The sequence below is a fragment of the Thermaerobacter litoralis genome, assembly GCF_054654595.1.
In genome coordinates this window covers 40655-60484 of sequence record NZ_BAAIES010000001.1, presented here as the reverse complement: position 1 = coordinate 60484, position 19830 = coordinate 40655, and the positions used below count along the sequence as shown (strand labels likewise).

The following is a 19830-nucleotide window of genomic DNA, read 5'->3' as shown; positions in this document are numbered from 1 at the left end:
GGCTTGGGCCCGGCCGGCGCCGGGAGCCGGGCCGGTTCGTCCGGCCGCGCCTTCGCCGTTGCTCGTCCGTGCTGCCATGATCGTGCCTCCCGTGGGGCGCCCGCCCCCGGCCACCGGGGATGGCCCGTCCCGAGGGACGTCCTGCCGGAGCCGTGCCGGCCGGAGCCGTCCTACCGGAGCCATGCCACCGGTGCCGCCCTGCCGGAGCCGTCCCAGCCCGTGGTCTACCGCGCCGGGCAGGCGGCGGTGTGCGTCCTGGCCCGGCGGGCGCCGGGGCGGGCACCAGCCTCCGCATCCCAGGGTTCCCAAGGTCGGGCCCTGGCAACGAGCCCGGGGCCCGCGGCCGCCCGGCGACGGCGGGCGGCGAGGCTGGCGAGGCTCCAGGAGAACGGCGGGTGGCGGCGAAGTCAACCAGGAGCAGTCAACCAGAAAATGGGCGAAGGGGGGACGGCCGTGGCCGGCCGTTTGGGGCCCTGGGGCGCTCGCCTCGAAGCCCTCTATGACACGATGGTGGCCTGGCGGCGCCACCTGCACCAGCATCCCGAACTCTCCTTCCAGGAGGTGGAGACGCCGCGCTTCATCGCCGAGCGGCTGCGGGAGGCCGGGATCCCCGCTCGCACGGGCGTCGGCGGCCGGGGGGTGGTGGGGGTGATCGAAGGGGCGCATCCCGGGCCCACCGTGGCCCTGCGGGCCGACTTCGACGCCCTGCCCATCCAGGACGAGAAGGACGTCCCTTACCGGTCGCGGGTGCCGGGGGTCATGCACGCCTGCGGTCACGACGCCCACACGGCGACCCTGCTGGGCGTGGCCCGGGTCCTGATGGAGGAACGCGGCCGGCTGCGCGGCCGGGTCGTCCTGATCCACCAGTTCGCCGAGGAGGTGGCCCCGGGCGGCGCCAAGCCGATGATCGAGGACGGGTGCCTGGACGGGGTCGACGCGATCTTCGGGACCCACCTGTGGACGCCGCTGCCCGTGGGCCGGGTGGGGTACTGCCCCGGCTATGCCATGGCGGCCGCCGACCGGTTCGAGGTCGAGATCCGGGGGCAGGGGTGCCATGCCGCGGCGCCCCACCAGGGGGTCGACCCCATCCTGGTGGCGGCCCAGGTGGTGACCCAGCTCCAGCAGGTGGTGGGGCGGATGGTCGACCCCCTGGAGCCGGCGGTGGTGTCGGTGGGGACGCTGCACGCGGGCACCGCCTTCAACGTGATCCCCGAGACGGCCACCCTGACTGGGACCGTCCGGACGCTGAGCCCGGCGGTGCGGGACCGGATGGAGACGCTGCTCGAGCGGCTGGTGCGGGGGACCTGCGAGGTCCACGGGGCGGGGTACCGGTTCCGGTACGAGCGGGGCTATCCGGCCCTGTTCAACCATGAGGACATGACGGCCTTCGCGGCCGAGACCATCGCCCGCCAGGCCGGGGTGGAGGCGGTGGAGCGGGTGGCGCCGGTGATGGGCGGCGAGGACTTCGCGTACTACCTCGAAAAGGTGCCGGGCTGCTTCTTCTTCACCGGGGCCGGTAACCCGGAGGTGGGCGCGTCCTACCCCCACCATCACCCGCGCTTCGACATCGACGAGCGGGCCATGCTGGTGGCGGGCCGGGCGCTCCTGGCGGTGACCCTGCGCTACCTGCTGGGCGACGAGGAACTGGAGCGGGTCACGGCGATGGCCGCCTAGGGCCGCGCCCGGGACGGGTACCCGCCGGGCCCGCCGGGCCGGTCACGGCGGCCCGGGTGTGAGGAACAGGGCATGGGGGCAGGTGCCGGCGTCCATCACGGCCAGGGGGGCCGGTTCCACCCGGTCGAAGGTGCAGGTGCCGTCCCGGTTGTGGAAGCAGCCCCGGCTGAGACAAAGGGGCCGGTAGAGGCCCTCTGCCGGCGCCAGTGCCGGGGGGCGTCCGGCCGCGTCCGGCTGGGCCGGAAGCCGGGAGGGGCCTGCGGGGGCGGGGCGCCGGACGCGGGACCAGGCGGCGACGAAGCGCTGCCAGGGGTGCCAGAGGCCCGGCAGGGGAACCGGCCCCGGGGCGAGGGGGAGGTGGGGGGCCGGGTGCCGCCCGGCCGGGCCGAGCGGCCCGTGCGGTGCGACCGGACCGGGTTGCCGTTGCCGGTCTTGCGATGGACCGGCCGACCCGGGGGTCTCAGGCTTCATGGGCCATCCCGATGCGGCGCACCTTGTCCTGCAGCTTCAAGATGGCGTGGACCAGGGCCTCCGGCCGCGGCGGGCAGCCGGCCACGTAGACGTCAACGGGGACGATCTTGTCCACGCCGTCCACCACGTTGTAGCCCTGGTAGTACGGCCCGCCGTTGGTGGCGCAGGCGCCCATGGAGATGACGAACTTGGGCTCGGCCATCTGGTCGTAGAGGGTCTTGACCACCGGCGCCATCTTTTCCGTGACGGTACCCGAGACGATCATCAGGTCCGCCTGGCGCGGCGAGGCGCGGAACACCGAGCCGATCCGGTCCAGGTCGGTGCGGGTGCCGCCGGCGGCCATCATCTCGATGGCGCAGCAGGCCAGGCCGAAGAGCAGGTACCACATGGAGTTGGCCCGGCCCCAGTTGACCAGCTCCTGCAGCCGGGCGGTGACGATGCCCGGTAGCCACTGCCACACCCCGGGGATGCGCATGGAGGGGTGGGTATCGAGCCGCCGGATCACGTCGGGTTCCAGCTCGTCGGCCTGGGAGAAGCGGGGCCCTTCGCCCGCCGGGGCGCCCGTCACCTCGGGTTCGGGGCTCTGGGCCGTGATGGCCCGGGCCCGCGCCTGGCGCTCGCGGGTCTCCTCTGAGGCGGCGGGCCGGGCGCCCTGGCCGCTGACGGGCGTGGGGTAGGGCTTCGCCTCGGCCCGGGCCACGGCGGCGCGGAGGTCGTCACCCCGCGACTCCCCGCTGCCGCCGGTTCCCTGGTCGCTCGCTGCGTCGTGGACGGGAACGGTTCGACTGGCTGGTGCCATCCCTGTCGGGCGGTGAGTTGGGGAGCCAGGTTCGACCGCCGAACGGCCTTCGTCCCTGCGCTCGCCATCCTGCGGCATCGGATTTCACCCCGCAGTGGAACAGAGTGGTGCCGTGAGCGCGGCGCCGGACCCGTCTACAACGGGGACACGGCTTTTCTGCGCCCACGGGCCGGTGTGGCGAGGGACTGCCCGCCGCTCCCGAAGTATGGCCGAAACGGCAGCCCACCTTGCGCCACCCGGCATTCGGGGGCGCACCCCCTGTGCGGGGTGGCGACCTATCCCCGACCGTTCCGGAGAGGGTCGACGGCTCATGCGGGGCATGCTAAAGTAATGACAAAGGATAGGTGTAAGGAAGGAAAGGGCGATCCTTACCCAGTGGGTTTGATCTTACGGGGGTGCCACGGTTGCGTAAGGAGGGGCCGATCGTGGCCGTTGCCAAGGTAACGGCGAAGGGACAGGTTACCATCCCGGGAGAAATCAGGGAGCGTCTTGGCATTCGGGAGGGGGATGCGATTCTGTTCGAGCAGGTAGGCCAGGCGGTGACGATGATCCCGATCAAGCGCCGGAGCCCTTTGGAACTGGTCGGTCTACTGCCGGCTACCCGGCCTTACCTTGGAACGGACGCGATCCGGCGCGAGGTTCGGGAACGAATGGTCGCCGCCACTGGCCTTGAGGAACAACGGTTCGAGGAGACTCGGAATGGGTGAGAGGGCTTACGTCGACGCCAACGTCCTTCTCCGGGTCTTGACCAATGATCCGCCTGAGATGGTTGAACAGGCTCGTAAGTTGTTGGGAAGGGTATCCCGCGGTGAGGTCACGCTCGTCCTTGACCCGCTCGTGATCGCCGAGATGGTTTGGGTGTTGTCTTCGTACTATAAAGTTCCCCGGCGACAGCTGGGTACCACGCTCCTGGAAATGTGCGAGACGGAGGGATTTGAGGTCAAGGAGAAGGGCGTGGTCGTCCAAGCCTTGCGCAACTACGTCCAAACCAGCGTGGATTTCATCGATGCCTATCTGGCTGCCCGTTGTAATGCCGAGGCTTGTCCTGTGTACTCCTTCGACCGGGACCACTTTGCGAAGCTTGCGACCAAATGGCTCCCACCGGAATAAAGGTCCCCGTGAGTCCAACCTCCAGACCCGTCGAATATAAACCGTCAAGTGTAAAGGGGCCGGCGCGACGGGCCGGCCCCTTCGCCATCCACGGCCTACTCAGCCCATCATGGAGGGAGGTGTGCCCGCCGTGCTGGCTGGCGCTGTATCCCGCGAGCCCTCCCAGTCGCTGCGGGTTGGTGTGCGACCCAGACCACCCATATCCGGCTTGTCGTCCCCGCCGCGGTGACCACCGCGGTCCTCCGGTTCCTTCCCCAGCGCCTTTCGCACCGCCGGCGCCACCTTCGTCCCCAAGAGCTCGATGGCCCGCAGGACCTTCTTGTGGGGCAGCGTGCCCACCGTGAGCTGCAGCAGGAAGCGGTCGTGGTGGAACAGCTCGTGCTGGTAGAGGATCTTCTCGATGACCTCCTCCGGGTTGCCGACGAAGTCGGCGCCGTGCAGGGAGCGCGACCACTCGAACTGCTCGCGGGTGAGCGGTCCCCAGCCCCGCTCGCGCCCCAGCCGGTCCATGACCTCCTTGAAGGCCGGGAAGGCGGTGTCGGCCGCTTCCTTGGACGTGTCGGCGATGAAGCCGTGGGAGTTGATGCTCAGCCGCGGCACCGGATGCCCCGCCTCCCGCGCCGCCTGCCGGAAGATCTCCACCAGCGGCCGGAACCGCGCCGGGATGCCGCCGATGATCCCCAGGGCCATGGGCAGGCCGAGGCGCCCCGCCCGCACCGCCGACTCCGGCGTGCCGCCCACGGCGATCCACACCGGGATCGGGTTCTGGATGGGGCGCGGGTACACGCCGCGGTCGCGGATGGGCGGCCGGAACTTCCCCGACCAGGTCACCCGCTCCGATTCCCGCAGCTTGAGCAGGAGGTCCAGCTTCTCCTCGAACAGGGCGTCGTAGTCGCGGAGGTCGTAGCCGAAGAGGGGGAAGGACTCGATGAAGGAGCCGCGCCCGACCATGATCTCGGCCCGGCCCCCGCTGATCAGGTCCAAGGTGGCGAACTGCTGGAAGACCCGCACGGGATCGTCGGAACTGAGGACGTTGACGGCGCTGGTCAGGCGGATGCGCCGGGTGCGGGACGCCGCCGCGGCCAGGACCACGGCCGGCGCCGAGACGACGTAGTCGGGGCGGTGGTGCTCGCCGACGCCGAAGACGTCGAGCCCCACCTGATCGGCCAGCTCGATCTCCTCCAGGAGGCGCCGGATGCGCTCGGCCGGGCTGATCAGCTGCCCGGTCTCGGGGTCGGTGTTGCGGTCGCCGAAGCTGTAGATGCCGATCTCCAAGGGAGGCCCTCCTCGCCGGCGGCCAAGGCCGTGGCCGCCGCCCGGGTCGACCGGGCTGGATCCTCTTGCGGGACCAGTCTGCCCCGGGATTGTTCTTTCGAATATCAAGGTACTTTAAAAAAGTTAGTCAGGCAAGGGCCGCCCATCCCACCACCCCGCGGGGCCCCGTGCCGGGCACCTGGCCGGCGGGCCCGTTCCACCGCGATGGCCGGCCCTGCGACCCGCCCGTCCCTGCAGGTGAACGCCTGCCGCCTGCGAACACTTGGTACGACGGCTTCGGTCCCCCGGGACCCGCCCCGCTGTCCCGAGGCCCCGATGTCGAGAGGAGGAGAGCAGGGTGACCAGTCCCCTGGCCGCCACCGATCCCGAGATCCTGCGCTGGATCCGGGAGGAACACCGCCGCCAGCGTGAGACCCTGGAGCTCATCGCCTCGGAGAACTTCACCAGCGCCGCCGTGCTGGAGGCCATGGGCTCCGCCCTGACCAACAAGTACGCCGAAGGCTACCCCGGCCGCCGCTACTACGGCGGCTGCCAGTTCGTCGACCAGGTCGAAGAACTGGCCCGCCGGCGGGCCTGCGCCCTCTTCGGCGCCGAGCACGCCAACGTCCAGCCCCATTCGGGGGCCCAGGCCAACATGGCCGTCTACTTCGCCACCCTCCAGCCCGGCGACACGATCCTGGGGATGAACCTGGCCCACGGCGGCCACCTGACCCACGGCAGTCCCGTCAACTTCTCCGGGCAGCTTTACAAGGTCGTGGCCTACGGCGTCGACCCCGAGACCGAGCGGATCGACTACGACCAGGTGGCCCGCCTGGCCCGGGAGCACCGGCCGAAGCTGATCGTGGTGGGCGCCTCGGCCTATCCCCGGGTCATCGACTTCGCCCGCTTCCGCGCCATCGCCGACGAGGTGGGGGCCAAGGTGATGGTCGACATGGCCCACATCGCCGGCCTCATCGCCGGGGGCGAGCATCCCAACCCGGTGCCCCACGCCGAGTTCGTCACCTCGACGACCCACAAGACCCTGCGCGGGCCGCGGGGCGGGTTCGTCCTGTGCCGGGAGGCCGAGGCCAAGGCCCTGGACAAGGCGGTCTTCCCGGGAATGCAGGGCGGGCCGCTGATGCACGTCATCGCCGCCAAGGCCGTGTGCTTCCACGAGGCCGCCCAGCCGGCCTTCCGCCAGTACGCCCGGCAGGTGGTGGCCAACGCCCGGGCCCTGGCGGAGACCCTGGCCGCCGAAGGCCTGCGCCTGGTCAGCGGCGGCACCGACAACCACCTGATGCTGGTCGACCTGCGGCCCCTGGGCGTGACGGGCCGGGAGGCCGAGCAGGTGCTGGAGCGGGTCGGCATCACGGTGAACAAGAACGCGATCCCCTTCGATCCCCAGCCGCCCATGGTGACCAGCGGCATCCGCCTGGGCACGCCGGCTCTGACCACCCGGGGGATGAAGGAGACGGAGATGAAGGCCATCGGGCAGCTGATCGCCGCCGCCCTGCGCCACCGGGACGAACCGGCCGAGCTGGAGCGCATCGCGGGCCGGGTCCGGGAACTGTCGGCCGCCTTCCCCCATCCCTCGGGGGCGACGGCGACGGAACCGCCGGCCGGGGCGTGAGCGCCGCCCGGCCCAACGGGCGGGGGCGATCCCGATCCCGGTGCGGGAACCCCATCACGAGGCAGGACAAGGGAGGGACACGGTGGAGCCGCAAGGGACGCCCGGGCGGGTCGACGTCCACAGCCACCTGCTACCGGGCCTGGACGACGGCGCCGCGGGCTGGGACGAGTCCCTGGCCCTGGCCCGGGAGGCGGTGGCCGACGGCACCGCCGAGATCATCGTCACGCCCCACATCTACCCTGAGGTCTACGACAACGACCCCCGGACGATCCGGGCCCTGACCGCCGAGTTCCAGCGCCGGCTGGAAGCGGCGGCCCTGCCCCTGCGCGTGCGGCCGGGCAGCGAGGTGTTCCTCCTGCCCGACACCGCCCGGCGCTGGCTGCGCGGCGAGGTGGTCCCCCTGGGCGGGGAGGGGCCCTACGTCCTGGTGGAGTGGAACATGCTGGCCCTGCCGCCCTACGTGGAGGGGGTGCTCTTCGACCTCCAGGCGGCGGGGGCCGTGCCCGTGATCGCCCACCCCGAGCGCTACCTGCCGGTGCAGCGGCGCCCGGAGTGGCTGGTCCCCCTGGTGGAGCGGGGGGTGTGGCTGCAGATCACGGCGTCCAGCCTGCTGCGGCCGCGCAAGGACCCGGCGCGCCGGGTGGTGGAGTGGCTGGTGCGCCGCGGCATGGTCCACCTGATCGGGTCCGACGCCCACAACGCCCAGCGGCCGCCCCGGCTGCACGAGGCCTACCGGGTGCTGGAGCGCCTGCCCGGCGGCACCGAGACCCTGGCGGTGGTGGAACAGGCCACGGCCGCCGTGCGGTCGGGCCAGCGGGTCGGCCTGCCCCGCCCGGCCGCCCCCCGGCGTCGGCGCTTCTGGCTCTAAGGCGTTCGAAGGCGCTTCAAGGCCCGACAAGGAGCGGGGAGGGGCGGGCGTTGAGGGGGCGGTCGCCCGTCGCAGGAGGGCGCTGCCGGCAAGGGACGGCGCTGCCGGCAAGGGCGGTGCCGCCGGGCCCGGACCCGGGGGTATCCGCGACCACGGACGAGAGGCCGAAGCCGGGTTTAGCGGTAGAGCTGGGCTCTACAGCGCCGCCGGCTGCTCCCGGACCTCCAGGATGCGGTTCCCCTCGCCCAGGATCACCACCCGGCCCCGGAAGGTGGGGATCTCCGCCGGCTCCAGCTGCGCGTAGGCGATGACGATCACCTGGTCGCCGGGTTGAACCAGCCGGGCGGCGCCGCCGTTGGCGCCGAGGACGCCGGAGCCGGCGGGGCCGGGGATCACGTAGGTCTCGAAGCGGGCGCCGGTGGTCACGTTGATCACCTGGACGAGCTCGCCCGGCAGGATGTCCGCCGCGGCCAGCAGGTCCCGGTCCACCGTCAGGCTGCCCACGTAGTGCAGGTTGGCCTCGGTGATGGTGCCGCGGTGCAGCTTGGCGCGCATGAAGGTGCGGAGCACGATGGGCCCTCCTTGCCTCGTCCCTGGCCTTGCCGGCCGGGACCGGGTGAACCGCCCGCCCAAGGTCCCGGCCGGCGGCCCACCAGGGCTACACTGTAGCAAAAGAAGAGCCGGGCGGCACGGCACCGCCCTTCCGGTCGGCAGGTTCGTCAGGCGGGCGGTTCGCCCGGCGGGCGGCGTCGCGGCCGCGGCGGCCGCCGAGCCGAAAACCGGGCCGAAAAGGGAGTCGAAAAGGGAAAGGAGCCGATCATCCCCGTGGGCTACTGGCTGGTCAAGACCGAACCGTCGGTGTACAGCTACGCCGACCTGGAGCGCGAGGGGACGGACTACTGGGACGGGGTGCGCAACAACCTGGCCCAGAAGCACATGAAGGCCATGCAGCCCGGCGACCTGGTCCTGGTGTACCACACGGGCAGCGAGAAGCAGGCGGTCGGGGTCGCCGAGGTGGTGCGCGGCGCCTACCCGGACCCCACCGACCCGACGGGGCGCTGGGTGGCCGTCGACCTCAAGGCCCGGCTGCGCCTGCCGCGCCCGGTGACCCTGGTGGAGATCAAGGCGGACCCGGCCTTCCAGGACTGGGAACTGGTGCGCAACGCCCGCCTTTCGGTGATGCCCGTGCCCGAACCCCTGTGGGAACGGATCATGCGGATGGCAGGGCTTGGGGCCGTGTAAGGGCCGGGTCCGCTCCGGTCGCCCGGGCGCCGGAGGGCGCGCCGGGGGCGGTGCCGGCCGGTTCGTCCGGCTCGTAGGCCTCCAGCCACTCGATGACCTGGCGGGTGATCTGGCTCGGCGTGGACGAACCGGCCGTCACCCCGACCCGCCGGGCCCCCCGGAGCCAGGCGGGGTCGATCTGCTCCACGCTGTCGACCAGGTAGGCCGGCTTGCCCGCGATCTCCCGCACCACCTGGACCAGCCGGTTCGAGTTGTTGCTGCGCCGGTCGCCCACCACGATGACCACGTCGGCGTCCCGCGCCTGGCGGACCGCCGCCTCCTGGCGCAGCTGGGTGGCCAGGCAGATCTCGTTGTGGACCTCGGCGTGGGGGAACCGCTCCAGCACCGCCCGGATCAGCGCCTCGGTGTCCCACTTGCTCAAGGTGGTCTGGGTCACCACGGCCACCCGCGGCGTCGTGGCGGGGTCCAGGGGGATGGTGTCCAGGTCGTCGGCCGTCTCGATCAGGTGGACGTGGCCGGGCGCCTCACCCATGGCGCCTTCGGGCTCCGGGTGGCCCTTCTTGCCGATGTAGATGATCTCGTAACCCCTGGCCACCCGGTCCTTGATCAGCTCGTGGGTCCGGGTCACGTCGGGGCAGGTGGCGTCGATCCAGGTCAGGCCCTTCTCGATGGCGCGGCGGCGAACCTGGGGTGCGATGCCGTGGGCCGTGAAGATCACCGTGCCGCGATCCACCTGTTCCAGGAGGGAGAGGCGGTCCTCGCCGTCCAGGGTGTGGATGCCCTCGCGGGCCAGTTCTTCCACCACGTGGTGGTTGTGGACGATCATGCCAAGGATGTAGATCGGCCGGGGCAGGGTCGGGTCGGCGGCCGCCCGGCGGGCCAGGGCGATGGCGTCGACCACGCCGTAGCAGTAACCGCGGGGGGAGATCTTGATGACTTCCACGCTGGTGGCCTCCTCGGGACCCGGCCAGGGCCGGCGTCCGGTTCCGCCCCCAGTATAGAGGAACGCTGCAGGCCGAAACAGCCTTTCTCCCTGCGCTGGTACAAAGACGGCCGTGGGAAGCGGCCAACCCGGAGAACGCCGCGAAGCCGGCAGAGGAAGCGGCCCATTCCGGCCGAGGAGCGGCGGTTGCCGGCGGCGAAGCCGCCGGGGCAGGCATCAGCAGCCCTGGTTCGGCATAACAATTCAACGAATACCGTTGAGACTTGAGGTTTGCATACAATTGTGATATAAACGTTAAGGCTTACTGTTTCCATTTCACCGACCGATTCCAAAACCGGACCGGCGCAACTCAGGCCGGTTTTTTGTTTCCTCCGGTCCGGGTTTCCCCCCAAGGCAAAAAGGAGGTGAGGCGACGCGTGCCCCGTCTTGTCGTCGAAGACGTGTACAAGATCTTCGGGCCGCGGCCGCGCGACGCCCTGGAACTGGCCCGCGCCGGCCGCAGCAAGGAGGAGATCCTCCGCCGCTCCGGCCACACCCTGGCGGTGGCGGGCGCCAGCCTGGAGATCGACGCCGGGGAGATCTTCGTCATCATGGGCCTGTCCGGCAGCGGCAAGTCGACCCTGCTGCGCTGCCTGAACCGCCTGGTGGAACCCACCGCCGGCCGGATCCTCCTGGACGGCCAGGACATCACGGCCCTCGGTCCCAAGGAGCTCCTGGAGGTCCGGCGCCAGCGGTTTGCCATGGTCTTTCAGCACTTCGCCCTGCTGCCCCACCGCACGGTCCTGGGCAACGTGGAATACGGCCTGGAGATCCGCGGGGTCGAACCGGCGCGGCGCCGCCGGCGCGCCATGGAGGCCCTGGAGACCGTGGGGCTGGCCCAGTGGGCCTCCAGCTACCCCGGCCAGCTTTCGGGGGGCATGCAGCAGCGGGTCGGCCTGGCCCGGGCGCTGGCCACCGACGCCGACATCCTGCTGATGGACGAGGCCTTCAGCGCCCTGGATCCCCTGATCCGCCGGGAGATGCAGGACGAGCTCCTGCAGCTGCAGCCCGAACTCCACCGCACCATCGTCTTCATCACCCACGACCTGAGCGAGGCCCTCAAGCTGGGGGACCGCATCGCCATCATGCGGGACGGCCGGATCGTCCAGGTGGACACGCCCGAGGGCATCCTGGCCCGCCCGGCTGACGATTACGTGGCTTCCTTCACCGAGGACGTCGACCGCAGCAAGGTGTTCACGGCGCGCAACGTGATGCGCCGCCCTGAGACGGTGCGGGAGAGCGACGGGCCGCGGGTCGCCCTGCGCAAGATGGAGGAGCTGCAGCTCTCGTCGGTGTTCGTGGTCGACCGGGAGCGGCGGCTGCGGGGGCTGGTGACGGCCGACGACGCCCTGGCGGCGGCCCGGCGCGGCGACACGACCCTGACCGGCGTGGTGCGCCGCGACGTGCCCACCTGCCAACCCGACACCACCCTCCACGAGCTCATTCCCACCATTGCGCGCACGCCGTGGCCCGTGGCCGTGACGGACGAACGCGGCCGGCTGGTCGGCCTGGTGGCGCGGGTCCAGGTGCTGGCCGGCATGGCCGGCCACGTCCGGGTGGAGGAGGTCGGTCAGGCCGCTGCGGCCGGCGATGGGCCGGCGGCGCCGGAGGAACCGGCGGGCCGGTGGGCAGCCCCCGCGAAGGGCGCTCCGGCGGCGACGGACCGGCGCGGGCGGTTGCCGGAGGGGGCGCCGTTGCAGGAGGAGGTGAGGTGAGGATTGCCGGGGACTGGTGCGTTCAACGTGCCCCTGGGCGAGGCGGCGGAGGCGCTGATCTACTGGCTGCTGCGGACGCTGGACCCGGTGTGGGACGGGTTGTCCAGCGGCGTCACGGCCCTGGTCGAGGGGACGTCGGCGTTGCTCTTGGGCGGACCGGCGCCCGTGATCATCCTGGTGCTGGCCGCCCTGGCCTGGCGGCTGCGGGGCCGCGGCTTCGGCCTGTTCAGCGCGGCCGCGTTCGTCCTGGTCTGGGCCATGGGGGAGTGGGAGCCGGCCATGCAGACCCTGGCGCTGGTCCTGGCGGCCACGGTGGTGGCCGTGGCCATCGGGATCCCGCTGGGGATCGCGGCCAGCCGCTCGCCCTTGCTCCGGTCGCTGTTGCGCCCGGTGCTGGACCTGATGCAGACCTTGCCGGCCTTCGTCCACCTGCTGCCGGCGGTGCTGTTCTTCGGCGCCGGCGTGGTGCCGGGCCTGCTGGCCACGGTGGTGTTCGCGGTGCCGCCGGCCATCCGGCTGACGGATCTGGGCATCCGCCAGGTGCCTGCGGACGTGGTGGAGGCCGGTCGCGCCTTCGGATCGACCCCCAATCAGATCCTGCGCAAGATCCAGCTGCCCCTGGCCTTGCCCACCATCATGGCCGGCGTCAACCAGGTGATCATGCTGGCCCTGTCGATGGTGGTCATCGCGGGCATGGCGGGGGCGCCCGGGCTGGGCGCTGAGGTGGTGCGGGGCCTGACGACCCTGGACATCCCCCTGGGGGTCGAGTCGGGGCTGGCCGTGGTGCTGCTGGCCGTCTACCTCGACCGGGTGACGGAGGGGCTGGCCGGCCGGGTGTCGCGCCGCCAGCCGCGCCCCCAGGCGCAGCCGGCCCGGTCGAGCCAGGCCGCGTGACGGGCGCCGCGGCTGGCGCCGGTTCGAATCTGACAAACATCGCAACGGTGCGTCTGACAATCGCAACGGTACGGAGGTGACCCCATGGGCAAGGGAGCAGCCCGGCGGCGAGGACTGCGCAAGGCGGTGGCGGTGCTCGCCACCCTCTCGGCGCTGCTTTTGGCCGCGTGCGGCGGCGCCGGAGGGACGGGCGCGCAGGACGGCAACGGGACGACGGGCGAGAAGGGCACGATCGAGATCGGCTACATCCCCTGGGACGAGGACGTCGCCGTCTCCTACCTCTGGAAGCAGCTGCTGGAGGAGAAGGGCTACCAGGTGACCTTGACCCAGGTGGAGGTGGCGCCGCTCTTCGCGGCGGTGGCCAACGGCAGCATCGACCTGTTCATGGACGTGTGGATGCCGTCGACCCACGGCCAGTACATGGAGCGGTTCGGGGACCAGGTGGAGGTCCTGGGCACCTGGTATGACCAGGCCGACCTGGGACTGGCCGTGCCGGACTACGTGGAGGCCCGCAGCATCGAGGACCTGAAGCGCTACGCCGATCGCTTCGGCCAGCGCATCGTGGGCATCGAGGCCGGGGCGGGCCTGATGCGGGTGACGCGGGAGAGCGCCATCCCCGGCTACGGCCTGGAGGACTGGGAACTGGTCCAGAGCAGCACGCCGACGATGCTGGCCGAGCTCGACCGGGCGATCCAGAACCAGGAGTGGATCGTCGTCACCCTGTGGCGTCCCCACTGGGCTTTCGCCAAGTACGACATCCGCTACCTGGAGGACCCCAAGGGCTTGATGAACCCGACGGGGGCCGAGCAGATCCAGATCATCGCCCGGGAAGGCTTCAGCGAGGACTTCGCCCAGGTGGCGAAGTGGCTGGGCAACTTCAAGCTGACCGACGAGCAGCTGGCCCAGCTGGAGGCGGCCATCCAGGACCACGGCGCGGACCAGCCGGAAAAGGGCGTCCAGGCCTGGCTGGAGCAAAACCGCGACGTCGTGGAGGCGTGGCTGCAGGAGGCCGGGTCGTGACGGCGTCAGGCCGTCTCGGTGTGACGCCGTGACGGCGGCCTGCGGCGGCCTGGAGGGGGCGGGCCTGTTACCGGCGGCCGGGTCTTGGACCCGGGCCGCCGGTTCGTCCTTTCCCGGGTGGCCAACCGAGGCGCGGGACGGGCTGGTTGTGCTAACGTGGCCTGGGAGGCGGGAACAGCCATGCTGGACAGCGAGCGCGGCAACACCCCAGAGCGCCACAGCACGACCGGCGCCGCGCCGGCCCCCGATGCGGCCGGCTCCGCGGCCGGCGGGTCCAACGGCCGGGACGAGGGCCTGGTGGCCCTGCTGGTCATGGCCTACGGCACGCCCCAGAGCCTGGACCAGGTCGAACCCTACTACACCCACATCCGGCACGGGCGGCCGCCGACGCCGGAACTGCTCCAGGAGCTGATCGAGCGGTACAAGGCCATCGGCGGCAAGTCGCCCCTGCACGAGATCACCGAGGAACAGGCCCGCCAGGTGGCCCGCCGGGTGGCGGAGCGCCTGGGCCGGCCGGTGGAGGCCTTCGTGGGCTACCTCCACATCGCCCCCTTCATCGCGGACGCCGTGGAGCGGCTGGTCGCCGCCCGGCCCCAGGACGCGGTGGGCCTGGTCCTGGCCCCCCAGTACTCCGAGGCCAGCGTCGCCCTCTACCACCGGGCCGCCCGGGACGCCCTGGCGCGCCATCCCGAGGCGCCGGCGGTCCGCTTCATCGACCACTTCCACAACCACCCCGGCTTCATCGCGGCCCTGGCCCGGCGGGTGGAACAGACCCTGGCCGCCCTGCCCGCAGACCGCCGGGACGGGGCGGTGGTCGTCTTCACCGCCCACAGCATCCCGCAGCCGGTGGTGGACCGGGGCGATCCCTACCCGCGCCACGTGGAGGAGACGGCCGCCCGGGTGGCCGCGGCGGCGGGCCTCGGCCGGTGGCGCGTGGCCTACCAGAGCGCCGGCCGGACCGCCGATCCCTGGCTGGGCCCCGACGTGACCGACGTGATCCGGGAGCTGGGCCGGGAGGGGGTGCGGGCCGTGGTGGCCTGCCCCGTCGGCTTCGTGGCCGACCACCTGGAAGTGCTCTACGACCTGGACATCGAAGCCCGGCAGGTGGCGGAGGAAGCCGGCCTGGCCTTCGCCCGCACGCCGTCGCTGAACGCCGACGCCGACTTCGTCGAGGTCCTGGCCGACCTGGTCCTGGACCGGCTGGGGGCCACGCGGCATGAGGCGGCGGCCGCCGGCGCCCGGCCGGAAGGGCCGCAGGGGTCGTGAGCGCCATGACGGCGCCGGTGGGGCGCGATGCGGCGGCGCGGGTCGCCGTGGTCGGGGGCGGCATCGCCGGGCTGGCGGCCGCCCTTCGCCTTCTGGAGCTGGCCCGGGCCGGCGGCCGTGCCCTGGAGGTTACCGTCGTCGAGGCCGGGGACCGGGTGGGGGGCAAGGTGCAGACGGAGCGGGCCGGGGCCTTCGTCATCGAGCGGGGACCGGATTCCCTGGTCGCCTCCAAGCCCCACGGGATCCAGCTGGCCCGGCGCCTGGGCCTGGAAGGGGACCTGGTGGGGCCCGGCCCGTCCGCCGGGCGGACCTTCGTCGTCTGGGGCGGGCGGCTGCAGCCGATGCCCGAGGGGTTCGCCCTGGGGGTGCCGGTCCGGGCCCAGGCCCTGTGGGCGTCGCCGCTCTTCAGCCTCGGCGGCAAGCTCCGCGCCAGCCTGGAGCCCTGGATCCCGCCGCGCCGGGACGGGGAGGACGAGTCGGTGGCTGCCTTCCTGCGCCGCCGCCTGGGCCGGGAGGTCACGGACCGGCTGGCGGCCCCCTTGCTGGCTGGGGTCGCCAGCGGCGATCCCGAGCAGCTGAGCATCCGGGCCACCTTCCCCCAGCTGGTGCAGCTTGAACGGGAGTTCGGCAGCCTGGTGCGGGGGATGGCCCGCCAGCGCCGGAAGCGGCCGGGGGCGGGGCGGGGGCGAACCGCGGTTCAGGACGGGACGGCGCCGGCGGGGCGAACGCCCTTCGTCACCCTCAAGGGAGGCCTGGGGCGGCTGCCCGAAGCCGCCGCCCGGCGGATCGCCGAGCTGGGGGGCCGGATCGTCACCGGCACCCTGATCACCCGGCTCGAACCGGTGTTCACGAGCGCCGGGTCGGCGCCGTCCGGACCTGCGGCCGCGCCGGCGGCGGCCGGCGGGCGGGGCCTGGGGTACCGGCTGACCACGGCGGGGGGCGAGCGGCTGACGGTAGACGGCCTGGTGCTGGCCGTGCCCGCCTGGGCCGCCGCGCCCCTCCTGGAGCCCTTCGTGCCGGCTGCCGCCGAGCACCTGGCGGCCATTCCCTACAAGTCCACGGCGGTGGTCGCCCTGGCCTATCCGGAAGAACGGGCCGGGCGCCTGGACGGTAGCGGCTTCATCGTGCCGCCGGGCGAAGGCCGGTTCATCACCGCCTGCACCTGGGTCTCCAGCAAGTGGCCCGGTACCGCGCCGCCGGGTATGGCCCTGCTGCGTGCCTTCGCCGGGCGGCCGGGGGAGGATCCGCTGGACCTGGCCGACGCGGAACTGGTCGCCCGGGTTCGGGCCGACCTGGCCGAGCTGGCGGGCGTGGAAGGGGACCCGGCGCTGGTGCGGGTCTACCGCTGGCCGCGGGCCATGCCCCAGTACGCCGTCGGCCACCTGGATCGCATGGCCGCCGTGCGGGCGGCGCTGCAGGAACACCCGCTCCTGGCGCTGGCGGGGGCGGGCTACTTCGGGATGGGCGTGCCCGACTGCATCCGCCAGGGGGAGGCGGCCGCCGAGGCCGTCTGGGCTGCCCTGGGTGGCCAGGGCTCGGGCGCGCCGGGCGGCGCCGGGGACGGGACCCCGGTGGAGGGGGCCCACGCCGGCGGGGCGGCGGCCCTGTAGGGTTCTTTAGGGCGGGAGCCCGGGTCGGGCGGACGGGTGCAGGGTGGGCGTCTGCTGGGCGCCCGCTGGCACTCGGGCTGGCGCCCCGGCGCCGGCGGCGTTCTCTCCGCTGGCGGGACCGGGAGACGGTGCGCCGGCGGGACCCGCCCAGGACCCGGCCCCGTCCCGGCCGGGTGCAGTACGCTAGCGGGACCCGTCCAGAGCCTGGGCCCGTTCCGGCCGGGTGCAGCCGCGGTCCCGTCCTCGGGCGGGGTCCACCGTGGGAACGGGTCCCGCTCCGGCCCAGGGCTCCCCTGCGGGGCCGGCGCGGGGCGTCAAGGGCGGGTTCCGGCACACAGGCGCAGGAGGCGGTCGTCGTCCGGGCCGGGCTCGCCCCGGCCGTCGCGGTTGCTGGTGCCGAAGTACACGCAGCCGTCGGGGCCCACGGCGACGGCGCGGATGCGCCCGTACACCCCCTTGAACAGGACCTCTTCGGTGACGACGCGGGTGCCCGTGGCATCCAGCTGGAGCCGCCGCAGGTGCCGCCCCGGGCTGTCGGGTTCAAAGCCCAAGGTGCCGAAGAACAGGCTGCCGTCCCAGGCGGCGACGGGGCCGCGGTAGAAGGCGGCGCCGGCGGGGGCGATGATGGGGTCGTAGCTGCGCAGGGACCGGGTGAAGGGAGCCCCATGGTCCCGGGGATCCACCGCCTGGGGCCAGCCGTAGTTGGCGCCCGGCTCGATGCGGTTGACCTCGTCCCAGGCATCGGGGCCGTGTTCCACCGCGTAGAGGCGGCCGCTGGCCGGGTCGAAGGCCAGCCCCTCGGGGTTGCGGTGCCCGTAGGAGTACACGGGGTTGCCGGGGCCCAGGGGATTGTCCGCGGGGATCGACCCGTCGGGGTTGAGGCGGAGGATCTTGCCGTGCAGGCTCTGGGGGTCCTGGGCCCGCTCCGCGGCCCGCGCGTCGCCGGTGCTCACGTAGAGCTTGCCGTCGGGCCCGAAGGCCAGCGCGCCGCCGTCGTGAATGGAGGCCGCCGGGATCCCGGCGAAGATCACCTGGCGCCCCGTCAGCCGGGGCCGGCCGCCCGAACCGTCGTCCTGGAAGCGGAAGCGCAGCACCCGGTTGACCACCATGCCGCCGCCCCGGGCCCGGTACGTCTGGTAGACGTACAGGTACGGCGGGTCGGGGAAACGGGGGTGCAGGGCGATCCCCAGCAACCCGCTCTCACCCACCTCCACCGTGTCGGGCAGGGTGAGCAGCCGCGTCACCCTGCCGCCCTCCAGCAGGTTGATCCGGCCGGGCCGCTCGGTGAAGAACATCCGCCCGCGGCCGTCGAAGGCGATGCCCCATGGGACCTCGAGGCCCGTGGCCAGCGTGGTCACGGTGGGGGAAGGGGCGGGTTCGCCCGCCGGGGACGTGGCGGAGCCGCCCGCCGGGCCCTTTGCGGGTTCGTCCTGCGGGGTCGGGCCGGTTGGGACCGTCTGGGCCGGACCCGCGCCCCCGCCGGCGGGCTGGCCGTCGCCGCCGGCACCGGCGGGTGGGGCCGCGGGCGGGGTGCCGGGGCCGCCCGGCGCGCCGGGCCATCCCGGGCCGAGGGCCGCCAGGGCCATGAGGCCCGCTGCCAGCAGGAGGAACAGGCCGGCCAGGGCCAGGGTGGTGGGCCTGGGCGGCCGCCGCCCGGGGCCTCCGGGACGGCCCTGGTGAGGACCGACGCCGTGCGCCCCAGGGCCGGCCCCAGGGTCGGTCCCAGACCTGCCCCCCGGATGGGGCGTCGGGCCGGCCGCCGGCGGGCCCGCTGGGCCTGGCGCAGGCCGGGTCGTAGGGTCAACCGCCGGCGGGCCTGCTGGGGCTGCCGCAGGTCGGCCCGGCCGGCCCGCCAGCGGGTCCACCGGCGGGGCGTCGGGCCGGTTCGTCGTGGGGTTGGGCGCCGCGGGACGTGGGGGCCGGCGTCGCAGGTCCATGCTCCGGGTTGCGCTCCTTGGGGGCAAGGCGTCCGGGTTCTCCATGCGGTTGAAGACCGGTCACCGCTGAATACCGGTCCCGGTCACCTCGCCGGTGAGCTGGCCGCCGCCGGTGGCCCGGCCTGGCGCCGTGCCGCGACCGGGTCATCCGGCTCTCTCCCGGGCTTCGACATGGGGGAGGGGGGTTCCTGGCCGGACCTTCGCCGCTTGCCTCGGGGAGCAGCCTTGGCTTGAGCGGCCGCCTTCGTCCTGCTGCCGGGGCGCGTGCCGCTGCCCTCGTCCGGTGGCCGGCCTTGCGCCGCCGTCCGCCCGGGCGTTTCGTCCGCCGTCCTGGAGCTCCTTGGGCTTGTGCCGCCGCCTGCCCGCTGTGTCACGTGGACTTGCGCTGCTGGACTTGCGCTGCCACCTGCGCGCTGCGTCGCTTCGGCCCTTGGGCCTGCGCTGCCAATTGCTCGCCGCGTTGCTGGAGCCGCGCTGCCGCCGCCCCGGGCAGGTGGGCCTGGCCGGCCGGAGCTGGTTTCGGCCGGCGCTGGTCTCGGCCGGCGCCGGCCCTAGCCTACCCCGCCGGCGGCCCGCCACCGCGGCGCCGCCTCCTGCTGGCACGCCGGGCAAAGGCCGGTGAACACCAGGGAGTGCCCGGTCAGGACGAAGCCCGTCCGCTCGGCGATCTCGTCTTCCAAGCCCTTTAGCTGGGGGACGGACACGTCCTCGACCCGGCCGCACTGGCGGCAGTGCAGGTGGACGTGCAGGTGGGGGTCGCCGTCGAAGTGTTCGGCTTCGCCGGGGAAGATCACGCGCCGGGCCAGGCCGAGTTCCACCAGCAGGTCCAGGGTCCGGCGGACCGTGGCCGCGCTGGCCTGGGGCAGCTCTCCCTCCAGCGCCTGCCAGACCTCCTCCACCGTCGGGTGATGGTGCCGTGCGGCAAAGGCCTGCAGGCACCGGTACACGGCCAGGCGCTGGGGCGTCATCCGCAGCCCCTGGTCCCGCAGGCGCCGGGCCAGGCGCACGGCCGGATCGAGGGAGCCGGCGCCGTCGTGAAGGCCGCTCCGGCCGGGGTCCTCCGCCATTCGGTCCAACCTCCCATCCTTTTCCTGACGGGCGCGGCCGGTCGCCGGGCGGCGGCCAACCGAAGGGGCGCACCCCGCCGCCGCGCCGGCATGGGCCCAAGGGGATCATGCCACCTGCGCCTGATGGACCCCTGAAGCCCCCCTGAGGGCCGGCTGAGGGCTCCCCGGTCGCCGCGCGGGCCGGCGGTTGCGCCGGGCGGCGGGGGCGGCCGGGCCGCTTTCTCAGTCGCCCCTCAGAGCCCGTTCATGCGCCGTTCAGCCACGCCCGTCATGCTGGAGCCGGAAGGAGGC

General features: G+C 73.1%; 17 protein-coding genes. 11 read left to right on the top strand and 6 right to left on the bottom strand.

What is annotated here, in order from left to right; all coding sequences use genetic code 11:
- Positions 1 to 453: 453 nt before the first annotated feature.
- On the top strand, positions 454 to 1674 hold the full coding sequence (locus ACYQ02_RS00220; protein WP_460038421.1) for an amidohydrolase: 1221 nt from the start codon (positions 454 to 456) through the stop codon (positions 1672 to 1674).
- Between the two features lie 460 nt (positions 1675 to 2134).
- On the opposite strand, the gene ACYQ02_RS00215 is transcribed toward ACYQ02_RS00220, so the two are convergent.
- A complete protein-coding gene (locus tag ACYQ02_RS00215) occupies positions 2135 to 2620 on the bottom strand; it encodes an NADH-quinone oxidoreductase subunit B (RefSeq protein ID WP_460038423.1) in 486 nt (161 codons plus the stop codon).
- Between the two features lie 749 nt (positions 2621 to 3369).
- Here ACYQ02_RS00215 and ACYQ02_RS00210 point away from each other — a divergent pair.
- Together ACYQ02_RS00210 and ACYQ02_RS00205 are read left to right on the top strand one after the other, a co-directional pair.
- Entirely contained in the window at positions 3370 to 3651 is a 282-nt protein-coding gene (locus ACYQ02_RS00210) for an AbrB/MazE/SpoVT family DNA-binding domain-containing protein (protein ID WP_460038420.1), read from the top strand.
- Positions 3644 to 4054: a type II toxin-antitoxin system VapC family toxin gene (locus ACYQ02_RS00205; protein ID WP_460038419.1), complete on the top strand. Its 411-nt coding sequence runs from the start codon at positions 3644 to 3646 to the stop codon at positions 4052 to 4054. Before ACYQ02_RS00210 ends, ACYQ02_RS00205 begins: the two co-directional genes overlap by 8 nt.
- A gap of 99 nt (positions 4055 to 4153) precedes the next feature.
- On the opposite strand, the gene ACYQ02_RS00200 is transcribed toward ACYQ02_RS00205, so the two are convergent.
- Positions 4154 to 5329 (bottom strand): LLM class flavin-dependent oxidoreductase, encoded by a 1176-nt coding sequence (locus tag ACYQ02_RS00200; RefSeq protein WP_460038418.1) that lies wholly within the window; start codon positions 5327 to 5329, stop codon positions 4154 to 4156.
- A 337-nt stretch (positions 5330 to 5666) separates the two neighbouring features.
- Between ACYQ02_RS00200 and ACYQ02_RS00195 the strand changes: the two genes are divergently transcribed.
- The gene (locus ACYQ02_RS00195; RefSeq protein WP_460038417.1) at positions 5667 to 6938 is read left to right on the top strand and encodes a serine hydroxymethyltransferase; all 1272 of its coding nucleotides are present in this window, start codon (positions 5667 to 5669) and stop codon (positions 6936 to 6938) included.
- Positions 6939 to 7020: 82 nt separating this feature from the next.
- Positions 7021 to 7806 (top strand): tyrosine-protein phosphatase, encoded by a 786-nt coding sequence (locus ACYQ02_RS00190; RefSeq protein ID WP_460038416.1) that lies wholly within the window; start codon positions 7021 to 7023, stop codon positions 7804 to 7806.
- 195 nt (positions 7807 to 8001) lie between these two features.
- On the opposite strand, the gene panD is transcribed toward ACYQ02_RS00190, so the two are convergent.
- Positions 8002 to 8376, bottom strand: coding sequence for an aspartate 1-decarboxylase (panD, locus tag ACYQ02_RS00185; protein WP_460038415.1), 375 nt, complete (start codon positions 8374 to 8376; stop codon positions 8002 to 8004).
- Positions 8377 to 8631: 255 nt separating this feature from the next.
- Between panD and ACYQ02_RS00180 the strand changes: the two genes are divergently transcribed.
- Entirely contained in the window at positions 8632 to 9048 is a 417-nt protein-coding gene (locus ACYQ02_RS00180; protein ID WP_460038414.1) for an EVE domain-containing protein, read from the top strand.
- On the opposite strand, the gene ACYQ02_RS00175 is transcribed toward ACYQ02_RS00180, so the two are convergent.
- Positions 9017 to 9991: a 4-hydroxy-3-methylbut-2-enyl diphosphate reductase gene (locus ACYQ02_RS00175; protein ID WP_460038413.1), complete on the bottom strand. Its 975-nt coding sequence runs from the start codon at positions 9989 to 9991 to the stop codon at positions 9017 to 9019. The genes ACYQ02_RS00180 and ACYQ02_RS00175 overlap by 32 nt on opposite strands.
- A gap of 416 nt (positions 9992 to 10407) precedes the next feature.
- On the opposite strand from ACYQ02_RS00175, the gene ACYQ02_RS00170 reads away from it, so the two are divergent.
- The 5 genes from ACYQ02_RS00170 to hemG all read left to right on the top strand — a co-directional run bounded on the left by ACYQ02_RS00170 (position 10408) and on the right by hemG (position 16535).
- A complete protein-coding gene (locus tag ACYQ02_RS00170) occupies positions 10408 to 11745 on the top strand; it encodes a quaternary amine ABC transporter ATP-binding protein (protein ID WP_460038412.1) in 1338 nt (445 codons plus the stop codon).
- A gap of 3 nt (positions 11746 to 11748) precedes the next feature.
- On the top strand, positions 11749 to 12639 hold the full coding sequence (locus ACYQ02_RS00165) for an ABC transporter permease (RefSeq protein WP_460038411.1): 891 nt from the start codon (positions 11749 to 11751) through the stop codon (positions 12637 to 12639).
- A gap of 84 nt (positions 12640 to 12723) precedes the next feature.
- Positions 12724 to 13659 carry a glycine betaine ABC transporter substrate-binding protein gene (locus ACYQ02_RS00160; RefSeq protein WP_460038410.1) on the top strand — a complete coding sequence of 312 codons (936 nt, stop codon included), beginning with the start codon at positions 12724 to 12726 and terminating at the stop codon, positions 13657 to 13659.
- Between the two features lie 180 nt (positions 13660 to 13839).
- Positions 13840 to 14925: a ferrochelatase gene (gene hemH / locus ACYQ02_RS00155; RefSeq protein ID WP_460038409.1), complete on the top strand. Its 1086-nt coding sequence runs from the start codon at positions 13840 to 13842 to the stop codon at positions 14923 to 14925.
- Positions 14926 to 14930: 5 nt separating this feature from the next.
- The gene (hemG, locus tag ACYQ02_RS00150) at positions 14931 to 16535 is read left to right on the top strand and encodes a protoporphyrinogen oxidase (RefSeq protein ID WP_460038422.1); all 1605 of its coding nucleotides are present in this window, start codon (positions 14931 to 14933) and stop codon (positions 16533 to 16535) included.
- Between the two features lie 314 nt (positions 16536 to 16849).
- Here the strand turns inward: hemG and ACYQ02_RS00145 are convergent, their stop codons facing one another.
- Together ACYQ02_RS00145 and ACYQ02_RS00140 are read right to left on the bottom strand one after the other, a co-directional pair.
- Positions 16850 to 18121, bottom strand: coding sequence for a PQQ-dependent sugar dehydrogenase (locus ACYQ02_RS00145; RefSeq protein WP_460038408.1), 1272 nt, complete (start codon positions 18119 to 18121; stop codon positions 16850 to 16852).
- 902 nt (positions 18122 to 19023) lie between these two features.
- Positions 19024 to 19539 (bottom strand): Fur family transcriptional regulator, encoded by a 516-nt coding sequence (locus ACYQ02_RS00140; protein WP_460038407.1) that lies wholly within the window; start codon positions 19537 to 19539, stop codon positions 19024 to 19026.
- Positions 19540 to 19830 lie beyond the last annotated feature (291 nt).